We start from the raw sequence: 16,166 nt of genomic DNA, 5'->3' as shown, positions 1-16,166 counted from the left end.
CGGCTCCACGCGATTGGAGTAGTAACGTGACCGAACTCACCCTCAAGCCCGGCACCCTGACCCTGGCCCAGCTGCGCGCGATCCACGCCGCGCCCGTGCGCCTGCAGCTGGACGCCAGCGCCGACCAGCCGATCAACGACAGCGTTGCCTGCGTCGAGCAGATCCTGGCCGAAGACCGCACCGCCTATGGCATCAACACCGGTTTCGGCCTGCTGGCCTCGACCCGCATCGCCAGCCACGACCTGGAAAACCTGCAGCGCTCGCTGGTGCTGTCCCACGCTGCCGGTGTTGGCGCGCCGCTGGATGACGACCTGGTGCGCCTGATCATGGTGCTGAAGATCAACAGCCTCAGCCGCGGCTTCTCCGGCATCCGCCGTAAAGTCATCGACGCCCTGACCGCGCTGGTCAACACTGAGGTCTACCCGCACATTCCGCTCAAGGGCTCGGTTGGCGCCTCGGGCGACCTCGCGCCACTGGCGCACATGTCGCTGGTACTGCTGGGTGAAAGCAAGGCCCGTTACAAAGGCCAATGGCTGCCGGCCAGCGAAGCGCTGGCGATTGCCGGCCTCGAGCCACTGACCCTGGCTGCCAAAGAAGGCTTGGCCTTGCTCAACGGTACCCAGGCTTCCACAGCCTACGCCCTGCGTGGCCTGTTCCAGGCCGAAGACCTTTACGCTGCCGCCATTGCCTGTGGTGGCCTGACCGTCGAAGCCGCGCTGGGCTCGCGTTCGCCGTTCGATGCCCGCGTGCATGCCGTGCGTGGCCAGCGCGGCCAGATCGACACCGCTGCCTGCTTCCGCGACCTGCTGGGCGACTCCAGCGAAGTGTCGCTGTCGCACAAGAACTGCGACAAGGTCCAGGACCCGTACTCGCTGCGTTGCCAGCCACAGGTCATGGGCGCTTGCCTGACCCAGCTGCGTCAGGCTGCCGAGGTACTGGGCATCGAAGCCAACGCCGTGTCGGACAACCCGCTGGTGTTCGCTGCCGAAGGTGACGTGATTTCCGGTGGTAACTTCCACGCCGAACCGGTGGCCATGGCCGCCGACAACATCGCCCTGGCCATCGCCGAAATCGGCTCGCTGAGCGAGCGCCGCATCTCGCTGATGATGGACAAGCACATGTCCCAGCTGCCGCCGTTCCTGGTGGAAAACGGCGGGGTCAACTCCGGCTTCATGATTGCCCAGGTGACTGCGGCTGCCTTGGCCAGCGAGAACAAGGCCCTGTCGCACCCGCACAGTGTCGACAGCCTGCCGACCTCGGCCAACCAGGAAGACCACGTGTCCATGGCCCCGGCTGCCGGCAAGCGCCTGTGGGAAATGGCCGAGAACACCCGTGGCGTGCTGGCCATTGAATGGCTGGGTGCCTGCCAGGGCCTCGACCTGCGCAAAGGCCTGAAGACTTCGGCCAAGCTGGAGCAGGCGCGCAAGGCCCTGCGCAGCGAAGTACCGCATTACGACCGTGACCGTTTCTTTGCGCCGGACATCGAAAAGGCCGTGGAACTGTTGGCCAAGGGTAGCCTGACCGGTTTGCTGCCGGCGGGTGTGCTGCCAAGCCTGTAATGCCCCTGGGGCCGCTATGCGGCCCTTTCGCGACACAAGGCCGCTCCTACAAAAGGCGACGCGCTCCCTTGTAGGAGCGGCCTTGTGTCGCGAAGGGCTGCAAGGCAGCCCCTTCGATCTCACGACCACAAAAACAATTTAAGGACGTGACATGCAACAAGCTCAAGGTCTCAAGCGCGGGCTAAGTGCCCGCCACATCCGCTTCATGGCCCTTGGTTCGGCCATCGGCACCGGCCTGTTCTACGGTTCCGCCTCGGCTATCCAGATGGCCGGCCCGGCCGTGCTGCTGGCCTACCTGATCGGCGGCGCCGCCGTGTTCATGGTCATGCGCGCCCTTGGTGAAATGGCCGTGCACAACCCGGTGGCCGGCTCCTTCGGCCACTACGCCACCACCTACCTCGGCCCCATGGCCGGCTTTATCCTGGGCTGGACCTACGCCTTCGAGATGGTCATCGTTGCCATCGCCGACGTCACTGCCTTCGGTATCTACATGGGCTTCTGGTTCCCGGAGGTGGCCCGCTGGGTCTGGGTACTGGGCATCGTCTTCCTGATCGGCGGCCTCAACCTGTGCAACGTCAAGGTCTTCGGCGAAATGGAATTCTGGCTGTCGCTGCTCAAGGTCGGCGCCATCGTGGCGATGATCCTGGCCGGCCTCGGCATCATGGCCTTTGGCTTCAGCCAGGTAGGCACCGGGCATGCCGTGGGCGTGAGCAACCTGTTCGAGCATGGCGGCTTCATGCCGAACGGCATCGGTGGGCTGATCGCCTCGTTCGCGGTGGTGATGTTCGCCTTCGGTGGCATCGAGATCATCGGCGTCACTGCCGGTGAAGCCAAAGACCCGCAGCGTGTCATCCCCAAGGCGATCAACGCGGTGCCGCTGCGTATCCTGCTGTTCTACGTGCTTACCCTGTTCGTGCTGATGTGCCTGTACCCATGGCCGCAGATCGGCAGCGAAGGTAGCCCGTTCGTGCAGATCTTCAGCAACCTGGGCATCGGCTCGGCCGCCGCCGTGCTGAACGTCGTGGTGATCTCTGCGGCCATCTCGGCCATCAACAGCGACATCTTCGGCGCTGGCCGCATGATGTACGGCCTGGCCCAGCAGGGCCACGCGCCGCGCGGCTTCAGCAAGTTGTCGAAGCACGGCGTGCCGTGGATGACCGTGGTGGTAATGGGGGCCGCGCTGCTGATCGGCGTGCTGCTCAACTACCTGATCCCGGAAAACGTGTTCCTGCTGATTGCCTCCATCGCCACCTTCGCCACCGTATGGGTGTGGCTGATGATTCTGGTAACCCAGGTGGCCATGCGCCGCAGCATGAGCCGTGAACAAGTGGCCCAGCTGAAGTTCCCGGTACCGTTCTGGCCTTATGGCCCGGCCATGGCCATTGCGTTCATGGTGTTCATCTTTGGCGTGCTCGGCTACTTCCCGGACACCCAGGCGGCATTGATCGTTGGCGTGGTCTGGGTGGTGTTCCTGGTCGCGTCCTACCTGCTGTGGTGCAAGCCGCGCGCAGGGCAGGGCCAGCCGGCAGCAGAGCCTGCCGAGTTGCACCGCTAGTAAAAGGAGATTGTGCATGAGAACCGTCTGGCAGCACTGCCATGTGGCAACCATGGCCGAAGGCCGTTACTCGGTTATCGAGGATGCGGCCATCGTCACCGACGCCGGGCTGATCGAGTGGATCGGCCCACGCGCCGGGCTGGCGCCGGTAGATGCCGAGCGCAGCGTGGACCTGGGCGGCGCCTGGGTCACCCCGGGGCTGATCGACTGCCACACCCACGCCGTGTTCGGTGGTAACCGCAGCGGCGAGTTCGAGCAGCGCCTGCAAGGCGTGAGCTATGCCGAAATTGCCGCCCAGGGCGGCGGCATCGCCAGCACCGTGCGGGCCACCCGCGCTGCCAGCGAGGACGAGCTGTTCGCCAGTGCGCGCCAGCGGGTTCAGGCATTGATGCGCGATGGCGTGACTACAATCGAGGTCAAGTCCGGCTACGGCCTGGACCTGGCCAACGAGCGCAAGATGCTGCGTGTGGCCCGCCGGCTGGCCGACGAGCTGCCGCTGGCAGTGCGTGCCACCTGCCTGGCCGCGCATGCCTTGCCGCCGGAGTACGCCGGCCGTGCCGACGACTACATCGCGCACATCTGCGACGAAATGCTCCCGGCGCTGGCCGCCGAGGGCCTGGTGGATGCAGTGGATGCCTTCTGCGAACACCTGGCGTTCTCGCCGGCCCAGGTCGAGCGCCTGTTCATCAAGGCGCGCGAGCTGGGCCTGCCGGTCAAGCTGCACGCCGAACAGCTTTCGTCGCTGCACGGCTCCAGCCTGGCGGCGCGCTACCAGGCGTTATCGGCCGACCACCTGGAATTCATGACCGAAGAAGACGCCATCGCCATGGCCGCAGCCGGCACCGTCGCCGTGCTGCTGCCGGGCGCGTTCTACTTCCTGCGTGAAACCCAGTTGCCGCCGATGGACGCATTGCGCCGTCACGGCGTGAAGATTGCCCTGGCCAGCGACCTCAACCCCGGCACTTCGCCAGGGTTGTCGCTGCGGCTGATGCTGAACATGGGCTGCACCTGCTTCCGCATGACCCCGGAAGAGGCCCTGGCCGGCGTCACGGTGCATGCCGCCACGGCACTGGGCTTGGGCGACAGCCATGGCTCGCTGGAAGTCGGCAAGGTCGCCGACTTTGTCGCCTGGCAAATCGAGCGCCCCGCCGACCTGGCCTACTGGCTGGGCGGCGACCTGCCCAAGCGCGTGGTGCGCATGGGCCACGAAATTTCCTACTGAGCGAGGCACGATGGACAAGGTACTGAGTTTTCACCAGGGCCGCCTGCCACTGCTGATCAGCATGCCGCACGCTGGGCTGAAACTGACGGCGGCGGTAGACAACGGGCTGGTCGAGGCGGCGCGCAGCTTGCCCGACACCGACTGGCATATCCCGCAGTTGTACGATTTTGCCCGAGACATGGGCGCCAGCGTGGTGGCGGCGGAGTACTCGCGCTTCGTCATCGACCTGAACCGCCCGGATGACGACAAACCGCTGTACGCCGGTGCCACCACCGGTCTGTACCCGGCCACCCTGTTCGAGGGCGAGCCGCTGTTCAAGGCCGGCCTGGAGCCGACCCGCGAGCAACGCAAGCAGTACCTGGAACAAATCTGGCGCCCTTATCACAACACCATCCGCAATGAACTGGACCGCTTGCGTGAGCAGTTCGGCTACGCCCTGCTGTGGGATGCCCATTCGATCCGTTCGCTGATCCCGCACCTGTTCGACGGCAAGTTGCCGGACTTCAACCTGGGCACCTTCAATGGCGCCAGTTGCGATCCGGCTCTTGCAGAACAGCTGCAAGACGTGTGCGCCGAAGCGAAGGGCTATAGCCATGTGCTCAACGGTCGCTTCAAGGGTGGCCACATCACCCGGCATTACGGGGACCCGGCCCACCATATCCATGCGGTGCAACTGGAGCTGGCGCAGAGTACCTATATGGAGGAAACCCAGCCGTTCGCCTACCGCGAGGATTTGGCACAGCCGACCCAGCGAGTGTTGCAGCACTTGTTGCAGGCTTGTCTGGCATGGGGCGTGGGCCGGTATGGTGCACGGCGGTAACCAGGCCGTGCGGTTGTCAGCGGCAACGTGCGGCGATTGATAGCGGGGGGCATGCTCTAAGCGCAATTCAGGTTTATGATGCCCAACGGCAGATTAAATCCTCACACGGAGTGCGCAATGCAGACCCTCTACCCGCAGATCAAACCCTACGCCCGGCACGATCTGGCCGTGGAAGCGCCGCATGTGCTGTATGTCGACGAAAGCGGTTCGCCAGAAGGTCTGCCGGTGGTGTTCATCCACGGTGGCCCGGGCGCCGGTTGCGACGCCCAGAGCCGTTGCTATTTCGACCCTACGCTGTACCGCATCATCACTTTCGACCAGCGCGGCTGTGGCCGCTCCACGCCGCACGCAAGCCTGGAGAACAACACCACCTGGCACCTGGTCGAGGACCTGGAGCGCATCCGTGAGCACCTGGGGATCGACAAATGGGTGCTGTTCGGTGGCTCGTGGGGTTCCACCCTGGCCCTGGCCTACGCCCAGGCCCACCCTGAGCGGGTGCATGGCCTGATCCTGCGAGGCATCTTCCTGTGCCGTCCCCAGGAAATCCAATGGTTCTACCAGGAGGGTGCCAGCCGCCTGTTCCCGGACTACTGGCAGGACTACATCGCACCGATTCCGCTGGAAGAGCGTGGCGACCTGGTCAAGGCCTTCCACAAGCGCCTGACCGGCAACGACCAGATTGCCCAGATGCACGCCGCCAAGGCCTGGTCTACCTGGGAAGGGCGCACGGCAACCCTGCGCCCGAATCCGCTGGTGGTCGACCGCTTCTCCGAGCCGCAGCGGGCGCTGTCGATTGCGCGTATCGAATGCCATTACTTCATGAACAACGCCTTCCTCGAGCCCGACCAGCTGATTCGCGACCTGCCGAAAATTGCCCACCTGCCGGCGGTGATCGTGCATGGCCGCTATGACGTAATCTGCCCGCTGGACAACGCCTGGGCGCTGCACCAGGCCTGGCCGAACAGCGAGCTGAAAGTGATTCGTGACGCCGGCCATGCGGCTTCCGAGCCAGGCATTACCGATGCCCTGGTGCGCGCCGCGGACCAGATGGCCCGGCGCCTGCTCGACCTGCCCCTGGAAGAAGCATGAGGGGCCTGCTGCAACGCGTACGCGGTGCGCGGGTAGAGGTGGCAGGGGAGGTGGTTGGCGCCATCGACCAGGGTTTGCTGGTGCTGGTGGCGGTCGAGCCTGAAGATTCCCGCGAACAGGCCGATAAGTTGTTGCACAAGCTGTTGAACTACCGTGTGTTCAGCGATGAGCAGGGTAAGATGAACCTGTCGCTCAAGGATGTTGGGGGCGGGTTGCTGCTGGTGTCGCAGTTCACCTTGGCGGCGGACACCCGCAACGGCATGCGCCCGAGCTTCTCGACGGCAGCGCCGCCGGCCCTTGGCGCCGAATTGTTCGACTATCTTTTGCAGCAAGCAAAGAGCCAGCACGCCGAGGTGGCGAGTGGGCGGTTCGGCGCGGACATGCAGGTACATTTGGTCAATGATGGCCCAGTGACATTTATGTTACAAATATGAAGGCAATAAACCCCTTGTTCATGTGAAAACAAGGGGTTTTGTACGATAAATAGTTGTTCCGGCCTGATGCGTTGTCACGCAACCTGCTGGATAATCGCGCGCTGCATGGACCTGCGTTCGCAGGTTCGTTTCACTCTGACTCGAGCATTGTCTGGAACCGTTTGGGGAATCATTACGCCCTTACGGGGTCCGAACAGTGCTCGCCAACCCGGCATTTGTCGCTGGCCGTTGGTTTCATGATCTGTTTTCGGCGAGGGTTGCTCGTGATTGTTAGTCCCCAAAAAGCATCAAGAATCCCCGGCACCGGGCTGCGCAAGGCCCTGATGGCCAGTGTGGCACTGGTCGGCCTGATGAGCGCGGGCCAGCTGTGGGCATTCAATCTTGACGATGTTGCAGCCAAGGCAAAGGATCTGGCCGGCCAGAAGTACGAAGCGCCAAAAAGCAACCTGCCGGCCGTGTTCCGTGACATGAAGTTCGCGGACTACCAGAAAATCCACTTCCTGCAGGAAAAGGCCGAGTGGGCCAAGGACAAGACCCCGTTCAAGCTGTCGTTCTATCACCAGGGCATGCACTTCGACACCCCGGTGAAAATCAATGAGGTGACGGCCACCAAGGTCGAGGAAATCAAGTACGACCCGAGCCGTTTCGAGTTCGGTGACGTGCCGCACGACCCGGAAACCACCAAGAACCTCGGTTACGCCGGGTTCCGCGTGCTGTACCCGATCAACAAGGCCGACAAGCAGGACGAGATCATGACCCTGCTCGGCGCCAGCTATTTCCGCGTGGTCGGCAAGGGCCATGTGTATGGCCTGTCGGCCCGTGGCCTGGCCATCGACACCGCGTTGCCGTCGGGCGAGGAATTCCCGCGCTTCACCGAGTTCTGGGTAGAAAAGCCCAAACCGGCCGACAAGCACCTGGTGATCTACGCCCTGCTCGACTCGCCGCGTTCCACCGGTGCTTACAAGCTGATCCTGCGCCCTGGCAGCGACACCGTGGTCGATGTGCAGTCGCGCGTGTACCTGCGTGACCACGTCAGCCGCCTGGGCATTGCCCCGCTGACCAGCATGTACCTGTTCGGCCCCAACCAGCCGTCCAAGGTTCTCAACTATCGCCCGGCCCTGCACGATTCCGAAGGCCTGTCGATCCACGCCGGTAACGGCGAGTGGATCTGGCGCCCGCTGAACAACCCGAAACACCTGGCCGTGAGCAACTTCAGCGTCGAGAACCCGCGTGGTTTCGGCCTGATGCAGCGTCAGCGCGCCTTCAGCGACTACGAAGACCTCGACGACAACTACCAGAAGCGCCCGAGCGCCTGGATCGAGCCGAAGGGGGACTGGGGCAAGGGCACCGTCGACCTGGTCGAAATCCCGACCGCCGACGAGACCAACGACAACATCGTGGCCTTCTGGAGCCCGGAAAAGCTGCCGGAACCCGGCACGCCGGTGGAATACGCCTACCGCCTGCACTGGACCATCAACGAGCAGCAGTTCCAGGCCCCTGAGCTGGGCTGGGTCAAGCAGACCCTGCGCTCTACCGGTGACGTCAAGCAGTCCAACCTGATCCGCCAGCCAGACGGCAGCGTCGCCTTCCTGGTCGACTTCGCCAGCCCGGCCCTGGCCGCTTTGCCGGAAGACACCGCAGTGCGCAGCCAGATCAGCGTCGGTGACAACGCCGAGGTGGTCGAGAACAATCTGCGCTATAACCCTGAGACCAAGGGCTGGCGCCTGACCCTGCGCCTGAAGGTCAAGGAAGCCAACAAGTCGACCGAAATGCGCGCCGCGCTGGTGCGTGATGTGCCGGTCGAACCTGCCAAGCCTGCCCAGGACGCCAAGCAGGACAAGGCTGCAGCCAAGCATGCCAAGGCCGACAAAGCCGCCAAGGCCGAACAACCTGCCGCCGATGCGGCATCCACCAACGGGGCCCCGGCCACCACCGAAAAGGTGTTGACCGAGACCTGGAGCTATCAGTTGCCTGCCGATGAGTGACTCAAACGCAAGGCCAGTATCGCTTGGCGAGTACCTGGCTCACCTACCACTGAGCGACGAGCAGCGTGCAGAACTTGCCAGCTGCACCTCGTTCAGTGAGCTGCACCAACGCCTGGCGGCCAACCCGGCTGCCAGCCCTGCCGAGGCCGTACAGGCTTCGGTAGGCCCGCGCCTGACCGTGGGCAGCGCCGCCGAGCTGGAAGACGCCGAAATGCTCGGCGTCGATGGCAGCGGCCGCCTGTGCCTGAAGATTGCCCCGCCGATCAAGCGCACCAAAGTCGTGCCAGAGCCTTGGCGCACCAACGTGCTGATCCGCATGTGGCGGCGCATGACCGGCCGCCCCAACGCGCCGCAGCCGCCCAAGCGCGAACTGCCGCCGGCACGCTGGCGCACGGTTGGCTCAATCCGCCGTTACATCCTGCTGGCCCTGATGATCGGCCAGACCATCGTTGCCGGCTGGTACATGAAGGGCATCCTGCCGTACCAGGGCTGGTCGTTCGTCGACCTTGACGAAATTCTTAGCCAGTCGCTGTGGGACACGGTGGTGCAGGTGTGGCCGTATGCCTTGCAGACGTCAATCCTGATCCTCTTCGGTATCCTGTTCTGCTGGGTGTCGGCGGGTTTCTGGACCGCACTGATGGGCTTCCTCGAGCTGCTCACCGGGCGTGACAAGTACAAGATTTCCGGCAGTAGCGCCGGCAACGAGCCGATCGCGCCCGAGGCGCGTACCGCGCTGGTGATGCCGATCTGCAACGAAGACGTGCCGCGCGTATTCGCCGGTTTGCGTGCAACGTTCGAGTCGGTGGCCGCCAGCGGCAACCTCGACCGCTTCGACTTCTTCGTGCTCAGCGACACCAACGACACCGACATTGCCGTGGCCGAGCAACAGGCCTGGCTGGACGTGTGCCGCGAAACCAAAGGTTTCGGCCGTATTTTCTACCGCCGCCGCCGGCGCCGGGTGAAGCGCAAGAGCGGCAACCTCGACGACTTCTGCCGTCGCTGGGGCGGCGAGTACAAGTACATGGTCGTGCTCGACGCCGACAGCGTCATGAGCGGCGAATGCCTGAGCAGCCTGGTACGCCTGATGGAGGCCAACCCGGACGCCGGCATCATCCAGACCGGGCCGAAAGCCTCGGGTATGGACACCCTGTATGCGCGCATGCAGCAGTTCGCCACCCGCGTGTACGGCCCGCTGTTCACCGCCGGCCTGCACTTCTGGCAGCTGGGCGAGTCGCACTACTGGGGCCACAACGCGATCATCCGCATGAAACCGTTCATCGAGCACTGCGCCCTGGCGCCGTTGCCGGGCAAGGGCGCGTTCGCCGGGGCCATCCTGTCCCACGACTTCGTCGAAGCTGCGCTGATGCGCCGTGCCGGCTGGGGCGTGTGGATCGCCTACGACCTGCCGGGCAGCTACGAAGAACTGCCGCCGAACCTGCTCGACGAACTCAAGCGCGACCGCCGCTGGTGCCACGGCAACCTGATGAACTTCCGCCTGTTCCTGGTCAAGGGCATGCACCCGGTACACCGTGCCGTGTTCCTCACCGGGGTGATGTCGTACCTGTCGGCGCCGCTGTGGTTCCTGTTCCTGGTGCTGTCGACCGCGCTGCTGGCGACCAACACGCTGATGGAACCGCAGTACTTCATCGAGCCGTACCAGCTTTACCCGCTGTGGCCGCAGTGGCACCCCGAGAAGGCCGTGGCACTGTTCTCCACCACCATTGTGCTGTTGTTCCTGCCCAAGCTGCTCAGTGTGATCCTGATCTGGGCCAAGGGCGCCGTCGAGTTCGGTGGGCGCATCAAGGTCACCCTGTCGATGCTGATGGAGATGCTGTTCTCCATGCTGCTGGCGCCGGTGCGCATGATCTTCCACACCCGTTTCGTACTGGCCGCGTTCCTTGGCTGGGCCGCAACCTGGAACTCGCCGCAGCGTGATGACGACTCCACCCCATGGAGCGAAGCGGTGCGTCGGCATGGCCCGCAAACCCTGCTGGGCATTGCCTGGGCCGGCCTGGTGGCCTGGCTGAACCCGAGCTTCCTGTGGTGGCTGGCGCCAATCGTCGGTTCGCTGGTGCTGTCGATCCCGGTATCGGTGATTTCCAGCCGCACCCGCCTGGGCCTGGCAGCCAAGGACGAGAAGCTGTTCCTCATCCCCGAGGAATACGCCACGCCGCAAGAATTGCTGGCGACCGACCAGTACACCCACGAAAACCGCTGGCATGCCCTGCATGACGGCTTCGTGCGTGCGGTGGTCGACCCGCGGCAGAACGCCCTGGCCTGCGCCATGGCCACTGCCCGCCACGGGCAAGCGGCGCCCATCGAGGCACTGCGTGCCGAGCGCGTGGCCAAGGCGATCGAGGTTGGGCCTAAAGGGCTGGACCTCAATACCCGCCTGGCGCTGCTCAGCGACCCGGTCGCGCTGACCCGCCTGCACGAGCAGGTGTGGGCCGAGCACAACGCGGCGTGGATCGATGTGTGGCGTGCTTCGATCAAGAACGACCCACATTCGCCGCTGTTGCCGCTGCATCCGGAGAATGAAGGCCAGCCGGCACTCGTCGGCGCCTGATCGACCTTGGGGCCGCTTTGCGGCCCTATCGCGACACAAGGCCGCTCCTACAGGGATATGCATTCCCTTGTAGGAGCGGCCTTGTGTCGCGAAACGAGGGCGAAGCCCTCGCCAGCAATGTCCCTGCATAATGGATTTTGGCCAACAAAGTCCCCCCCAGCTCTAGGTCCCCGGCCCGCCATGCGTTAGCATCCTTCCCCGATACGACGCATCGGCCAGTACGGTCGTGCCAACACAATAAGATTCGCTTTTTTCTTGCTAGGGGACTTGGTGATGATCAAGAAATACCTTTCGCGACTGCTGGTCGGTGTCACCGCCCTGGTCGCCGTGACAGCGGCCCAGGCCGGCGCCATCGATGAAGCGGTAAAGCGCGGCACCCTGCGGGTGGGCATGGACCCGACCTACATGCCGTTCCAGATGACCAACAAACGTGGCGAGATCATTGGCTTCGAAGTCGATATCCTCAAAGCCATGGCCAAGTCGATGGGCGTCAAGTTCGAGGCTGTTTCCACCGCCTATGACGGCATCATCCCGGCCCTGCTGACCGACAAGTTCGACATGATCGGCAGCGGCATGACCCTGACCCAGGAACGCAACCTGCGCCTGAACTTCAGCGAACCCTTCATCGTTGTTGGCCAGACCCTGCTGATCCGCAAGGAGCTGGCGGGCGAAATCAAGTCGTACAAAGACCTGAACAACGAGAAGTACCGCCTCACTTCCAAGCTCGGTACCACCGGCGAAATGGTGTCCAAGAAGCTGATCGGCAAAGCCAAGTACCACGGCTACGACAACGAACAGGAAGCGGTGATGGACGTGGTCAACGGCAAGGCTGATGCCTTCGTCTACGACGCACCGTACAACGTGGTGGCAGTCGAGAAGGCCGGTGCCGGCAAGCTGCTGTTCCTCGAAGAGCCCTTCACCTACGAGCCGCTGGCCTTCGGCCTGAAGAAAGGCGACTACGACAGCATCAACTTCATCAACAACTTCCTGCACCAGATCAAGCATGACGGGACCTACGATCGTATCCACGACAAGTGGTTCAAGAACAAGGACTGGCTGAAGGAAATGGAATAAAAGGCAGCTTCAAGCCGCAAGTTGCAAGCTGCAAGAAGAAGCGGGTCGGTGCACGGTCCGCTTTTTCTTGCAGCTTGAAGCTTGCGGCTTGCTGCTTTCTGGAGTAATCCCACGTGATCAAACACAAGAAAGCCCAGTGGCCCTGGCACGGGCTGACCGCTCTGGTCCTGGTGGGCCTGGCGTTCAGCCTGTACATGGCCACCTCGATGATTTCCTACGAGTGGCGCTGGAACCGCGTACCGCAGTACTTCGCCTACAAGGCCGAAGAAACCCAGCGCGCAGCCGGTTACGGCACCGTGCAGGAAATCGTCATTTCCGGCGATAACGCCCGCGTCACGCTGAAAGACGAAAGCGGCGCCGAGCAAGTGCTCGATGTGGCCAAGGACAGCCTGCAACTGAGCCGTGGCGACGATGTTGCTGAAGGCGACCAGATTGGTGTGACCCGGCATTGGGCCGCAGGCCCGTTGGCCTGGGGGCTGTGGACCACTTTGTGGATTTCGGTGGTGTCCGGTGCGTTCGGCCTGGTGATCGGTTTGTTCGCCGGCTTGTGCCGGTTGTCGAACAACCCGACCCTGCGTGACCTGTCGACCGTATATGTCGAACTGGTGCGCGGCACGCCGCTGCTGGTGCAGATCTTCATCTTCTATTTCTTCATCGGCACCGTGCTCAACCTGTCCCGCGAGTTTGCCGGGGTGGCGGCGCTGGCGCTGTTCACCGGCGCCTACGTGGCGGAAATCGTCCGCGCGGGTGTGCAGTCGATCGCCAAGGGCCAGAACGAAGCCGCGCGTTCGCTGGGCCTGAACGCTGGCCAGTCGATGCGCCACGTGATCCTGCCGCAGGCGTTCAAGCGCGTGCTGCCGCCGCTGGCCGGGCAGTTCATCAGCCTGGTCAAGGACACCTCGCTGGTCTCGGTAATCGCCATCACCGAACTGACCAAGAGCGGCCGCGAGGCCATCACCACCTCGTTCTCGACCTTCGAGATCTGGTTCTGCGTGGCAGGCCTGTACCTGCTGATCAACCTGCCGCTGTCGCACATTGCCAGCCGGCTTGAGCGGAGGCTTGCGCAAAGTGATTGAAGTCCGTGACCTGCTGAAAGTCTTCGACACCCGTGGCCAGGTGGTACGGGCTGTGGATAACGTCACCACTCAGGTGGCAAAGGGTGAAGTGGTGGTGGTGCTCGGCCCTTCCGGTTCGGGCAAGTCGACCTTCCTGCGCTGCCTCAACGGCCTGGAGCATTTCGACCAAGGCCATGTGGCCATCGACGGCCTGCAGCTGGCCGACCCGAAGACCGACATCAACGCCTACCGCCGCGAAGTCGGCATGGTGTTCCAGCACTTCAACCTGTTCCCGCACATGACCGTGCTGGAAAACCTCTGCCTGGCGCAGAAGGTGGTGCGCAAGCGCAGCAAGGCAGACCGCGAGGCCAAGGCCCGGGCGTTGCTGGAAAAGGTTGGCATTGCACAGAAAGCCAACGAGTTCCCGTCGCGGCTTTCCGGTGGCCAGCAGCAGCGGGTCGCAATCGCCCGCGCCCTGGCCATGGACCCGAAAGTGATGCTGTTCGACGAACCGACCTCGGCGCTCGACCCGGAAATGGTCGGCGAGGTGCTGGACGTGATGAAGACCCTGGCCCAGGAAGGCATGACCATGGTCTGCGTTACCCACGAAATGGGCTTTGCCCGCGAAGTGGCCGACCGCGTGCTGTTCTTCGACCATGGCAAGCTGCTGGAAGACTCGGCCCCCGCTGCATTCTTCGCTGCACCGAAAGACCCGCGTGCGCAGGCCTTCCTGCGTCAGGTGCTTTAGCCTGCGCAGGCCTCTTCGCGGGTAAACCCGCTCCCACAGGTATTGTGCTGTCCTTGGAACAGCGGAAATAGTTGTAGGAGCGGGTTCACCCGCGAAGCAGGCGACTCGGTCTCAGATGTTGAACCGCCCCACCATCCCCCGCAACTGCTGCCCCAACTGCTCCAGCTCCCCACTCGAAGCCGCCGTCTGCTCACTGGCCGCACTGGTCTGATCGGACGCATCGCGCACATTCAGCACGCTACGGTTGATCTGCTCGGCCACCACGCTCTGTTCTTCGCTGGCGGTGGCGATCTGCTGGTTCATGCCCTGTATATGAGACACCGTATCGGTGATCTGGCCCAGCGCCAGGCCGGCCTTGCGGCTTAGCTCCACGCTCTGCTCGGTGAGGTTCTTGCTGCTGTCCAGCAGCCGGGTGACCTCGTCTGTGCCGTGGTGCAGGCTGTCGATCAGCTGGCCGATTTCTTCGGTCGCGGTCGAGGTGCGCTGTGCCAGCCCGCGCACTTCATCGGCAACCACGGCAAAACCGCGCCCGGCCTCACCGGCGCGGGCCGCTTCGATCGCCGCGTTCAGGGCCAGCAGATTGGTCTGTTCGGAAACCGACTTGATCACATCGAGAATGCTGCCGATCCGCTGGCTCTCACCCGCCAGGTGCTGCATGGCCGCCAGGCAGTGGTCCATCTGCCCGGCCAGCTGCTCGATACGCCCGATCGCTTCGCTCACCACCTGGTCGCCCAGCTGCGCCTGCTGGTCGGCATTGGTGGCGGCGAACGAGGCCTGTTCGGCATTTTGCGCCACCTCTTGCACAGTTGCGCTCATCTGGTTCATGGCCGTGGCCACCTGGTCGGTTTCTTCACGCTGCTGGTTGATCCGCATTTTGGTGTCCTCGCTGGTTGCCGCCAGCTGTGAGGCAGCCTGCGACAGCTGGCCCACACCTTGGTCGATACCGCCGATCAGCTGGCGCAAGCTCAGGGTCATTTCGCCCATGCTGGCTTGCAGCTGGCCCATCTCGTCGCGGCGTTGCGCAGGTTCTACCTGGCTCAGGTCGCCCTTGGCGATGCGCCCGGCCACCACCAAGGTCTGGCGCAGTGGCTGGGTGATTTGCTGGGTGATCAACCAGGCAGCTGCCGCTCCGACCACCAATGCCAGCAGTGCCACGCTGGTCAGCAGAGAACGCGCCGCCAATGCTTCGCTGTCGCGCTGCTCGATCTTGCGTTTACCCAGTTCAAGGCTTACCGCGCGCAGCTCGTTGCCTTTGTTTTCCATGCTGTTCTGCAACTGCTCGGCACGCACAGCAGCACGGCGGTACTGATCCAGGCTGGCGCGGTACTTGTTAAGTTCGACCCCTGGCTGCTCGATCAGGCTCCGCGGCAAGCCCAGTTGCGCAACCCCCCTTAGCAGCTGCCCAAGGCTGGTATCGGCAGCGTCCAGGGCGCTGTCGCCAACCTTGCTGAAGTCCTCGACCGGGCTAAAGGTATACGCTGGCACCAGGCTTTGCTGCTGGGCGCCTTCGACATGGCGGCTAAGGGTGTCCATCAGCCCCAGCAGGCCGCTTTGCTGGCTGTCTGCCGGCATTTTCAGCAGCGCCTGGGTCTGCAGGTCGTCAATCGCTACATTGAGCTTCTGCTGTTGCGCCTGCATCGCTGCTTGCAGCTCGAGGCGGTTGGCGACACTGCGCTGCAGCTCGCTGAATTCGTCGCGGACCTGCTGCAGCAATGCCAGCTTTTCGGTCAGCATTTCTCGCGACTCATCGACGTTACTGCGTTGCTGCAGGGTAGTGAGCCTGTTGTTGAGCTGATCAAGAATAGTGCCGATGCGCGCTTTGCTGGCGTCGTCGTTGAGCACCCGGTAGGTGATGCGCTCTGCGCGCAGGTCCTTGGTCAGGTCATTGATCGTGCCGATTTCGCTCAGTTGCTGCGAGCGGATGATGGCCTCGTCCAGCGCGCGCCAGCCGCTGATAGTAGTAGCCAGGGTAAGCAGCAGGACCACGGCAAAGCCGAGGCCGAGCTTGGCGGCGACGCTGATGTTGCCGAGCTTGCGGTTGAGGTAGCCGAGCATGGGG

The 16,166-nt window shown here is 63.5% G+C and carries 12 protein-coding genes and 1 pseudogene; 11 read left to right on the top strand and 2 right to left on the bottom strand.

Features of this window, described 5'->3' with window-relative positions; all coding sequences use genetic code 11:
• The first annotated feature begins 26 nt into the window (after positions 1-26).
• The 11 genes from hutH to ACI2KG_RS12880 all read left to right on the top strand — a co-directional run bounded on the left by hutH (position 27) and on the right by ACI2KG_RS12880 (position 14,107).
• Positions 27-1,559, top strand: coding sequence for a histidine ammonia-lyase (hutH, locus tag ACI2KG_RS12930; protein ID WP_404662161.1), 1,533 nt, complete (start codon positions 27-29; stop codon positions 1,557-1,559).
• Positions 1,560-1,710: 151 nt separating this feature from the next.
• Positions 1,711-3,114: an amino acid permease gene (locus tag ACI2KG_RS12925; RefSeq protein ID WP_404662160.1), complete on the top strand. Its 1,404-nt coding sequence runs from the start codon at positions 1,711-1,713 to the stop codon at positions 3,112-3,114.
• Positions 3,115-3,130: 16 nt separating this feature from the next.
• Positions 3,131-4,336, top strand: coding sequence for an imidazolonepropionase (hutI, locus tag ACI2KG_RS12920; RefSeq protein WP_404662159.1), 1,206 nt, complete (start codon positions 3,131-3,133; stop codon positions 4,334-4,336).
• 10 nt (positions 4,337-4,346) lie between these two features.
• Positions 4,347-5,156: an N-formylglutamate deformylase gene (hutG, locus tag ACI2KG_RS12915; protein ID WP_404662158.1), complete on the top strand. Its 810-nt coding sequence runs from the start codon at positions 4,347-4,349 to the stop codon at positions 5,154-5,156.
• A gap of 117 nt (positions 5,157-5,273) precedes the next feature.
• On the top strand, positions 5,274-6,245 hold the full coding sequence (pip, locus tag ACI2KG_RS12910; RefSeq protein WP_404662157.1) for a prolyl aminopeptidase: 972 nt from the start codon (positions 5,274-5,276) through the stop codon (positions 6,243-6,245).
• Positions 6,242-6,679, top strand: a complete 438-nt coding sequence (dtd, locus tag ACI2KG_RS12905; protein ID WP_400612354.1) for a D-aminoacyl-tRNA deacylase — start codon at positions 6,242-6,244, stop codon at positions 6,677-6,679. The genes pip and dtd overlap by 4 nt, the downstream gene beginning before the upstream one ends.
• Before the next feature lie 263 nt (positions 6,680-6,942).
• Positions 6,943-8,664 carry a glucan biosynthesis protein G gene (locus ACI2KG_RS12900; RefSeq protein WP_404662156.1) on the top strand — a complete coding sequence of 574 codons (1,722 nt, stop codon included), beginning with the start codon at positions 6,943-6,945 and terminating at the stop codon, positions 8,662-8,664.
• On the top strand, positions 8,657-11,230 hold the full coding sequence (gene mdoH, locus ACI2KG_RS12895) for a glucans biosynthesis glucosyltransferase MdoH (protein ID WP_404662155.1): 2,574 nt from the start codon (positions 8,657-8,659) through the stop codon (positions 11,228-11,230). Before ACI2KG_RS12900 ends, mdoH begins: the two co-directional genes overlap by 8 nt.
• 276 nt (positions 11,231-11,506) lie before the next feature.
• The gene (locus ACI2KG_RS12890) at positions 11,507-12,304 is read left to right on the top strand and encodes a transporter substrate-binding domain-containing protein (RefSeq protein ID WP_027921050.1); all 798 of its coding nucleotides are present in this window, start codon (positions 11,507-11,509) and stop codon (positions 12,302-12,304) included.
• 113 nt (positions 12,305-12,417) lie between these two features.
• Positions 12,418-13,380 (top strand): amino acid ABC transporter permease, encoded by a 963-nt coding sequence (locus ACI2KG_RS12885; RefSeq protein WP_400612348.1) that lies wholly within the window; start codon positions 12,418-12,420, stop codon positions 13,378-13,380.
• Positions 13,373-14,107: an amino acid ABC transporter ATP-binding protein gene (locus tag ACI2KG_RS12880; protein WP_404662230.1), complete on the top strand. Its 735-nt coding sequence runs from the start codon at positions 13,373-13,375 to the stop codon at positions 14,105-14,107. The genes ACI2KG_RS12885 and ACI2KG_RS12880 overlap by 8 nt, the downstream gene beginning before the upstream one ends.
• Positions 14,108-14,218: 111 nt before the next feature.
• Here ACI2KG_RS12880 and ACI2KG_RS12875 read toward each other — a convergent pair whose 3' ends face one another.
• Both ACI2KG_RS12875 and ACI2KG_RS12870 read right to left on the bottom strand, forming a co-directional pair.
• Positions 14,219-14,923 (bottom strand): methyl-accepting chemotaxis protein, encoded by a 705-nt coding sequence (locus tag ACI2KG_RS12875; protein WP_400613229.1) that lies wholly within the window; start codon positions 14,921-14,923, stop codon positions 14,219-14,221.
• Positions 14,924-15,121: 198 nt separating this feature from the next.
• Positions 15,122-16,162 (bottom strand): annotated as a pseudogene (locus tag ACI2KG_RS12870) (methyl-accepting chemotaxis protein); the annotation flags it as partial.
• Between the last annotated feature and the right edge of the window lie 4 nt (positions 16,163-16,166).

It is taken from the genome of Pseudomonas sp. NPDC089407, from assembly GCF_044900445.1.
Lineage (GTDB): Bacteria > Pseudomonadota > Gammaproteobacteria > Pseudomonadales > Pseudomonadaceae > Aquipseudomonas.
Note: the sequence above shows the minus strand (reverse complement) of the source record. Positions and strands in the feature narration are given on the sequence as shown.

Excerpts from the sequence above, each read along its gene's own strand:
- hutG (WP_404662158.1), top strand. The coding sequence starts at position 4,347 with ATGGACAAGGTACTGAGTTTTCACCAGGGCCGCCTGCCACTGCTGATC.
- hutI (WP_404662159.1), top strand. The coding sequence starts at position 3,131 with ATGAGAACCGTCTGGCAGCACTGCCATGTGGCAACCATGGCCGAAGGC.
- pip (WP_404662157.1), top strand. The coding sequence starts at position 5,274 with ATGCAGACCCTCTACCCGCAGATCAAACCCTACGCCCGGCACGATCTG.
- ACI2KG_RS12925 (WP_404662160.1), top strand. The coding sequence starts at position 1,711 with ATGCAACAAGCTCAAGGTCTCAAGCGCGGGCTAAGTGCCCGCCACATC.
- ACI2KG_RS12875 (WP_400613229.1), bottom strand. The coding sequence starts at position 14,923 with ATGAGCGCAACTGTGCAAGAGGTGGCGCAAAATGCCGAACAGGCCTCG.
- mdoH (WP_404662155.1), top strand. The coding sequence starts at position 8,657 with ATGAGTGACTCAAACGCAAGGCCAGTATCGCTTGGCGAGTACCTGGCT.
- dtd (WP_400612354.1), top strand. The coding sequence starts at position 6,242 with ATGAGGGGCCTGCTGCAACGCGTACGCGGTGCGCGGGTAGAGGTGGCA.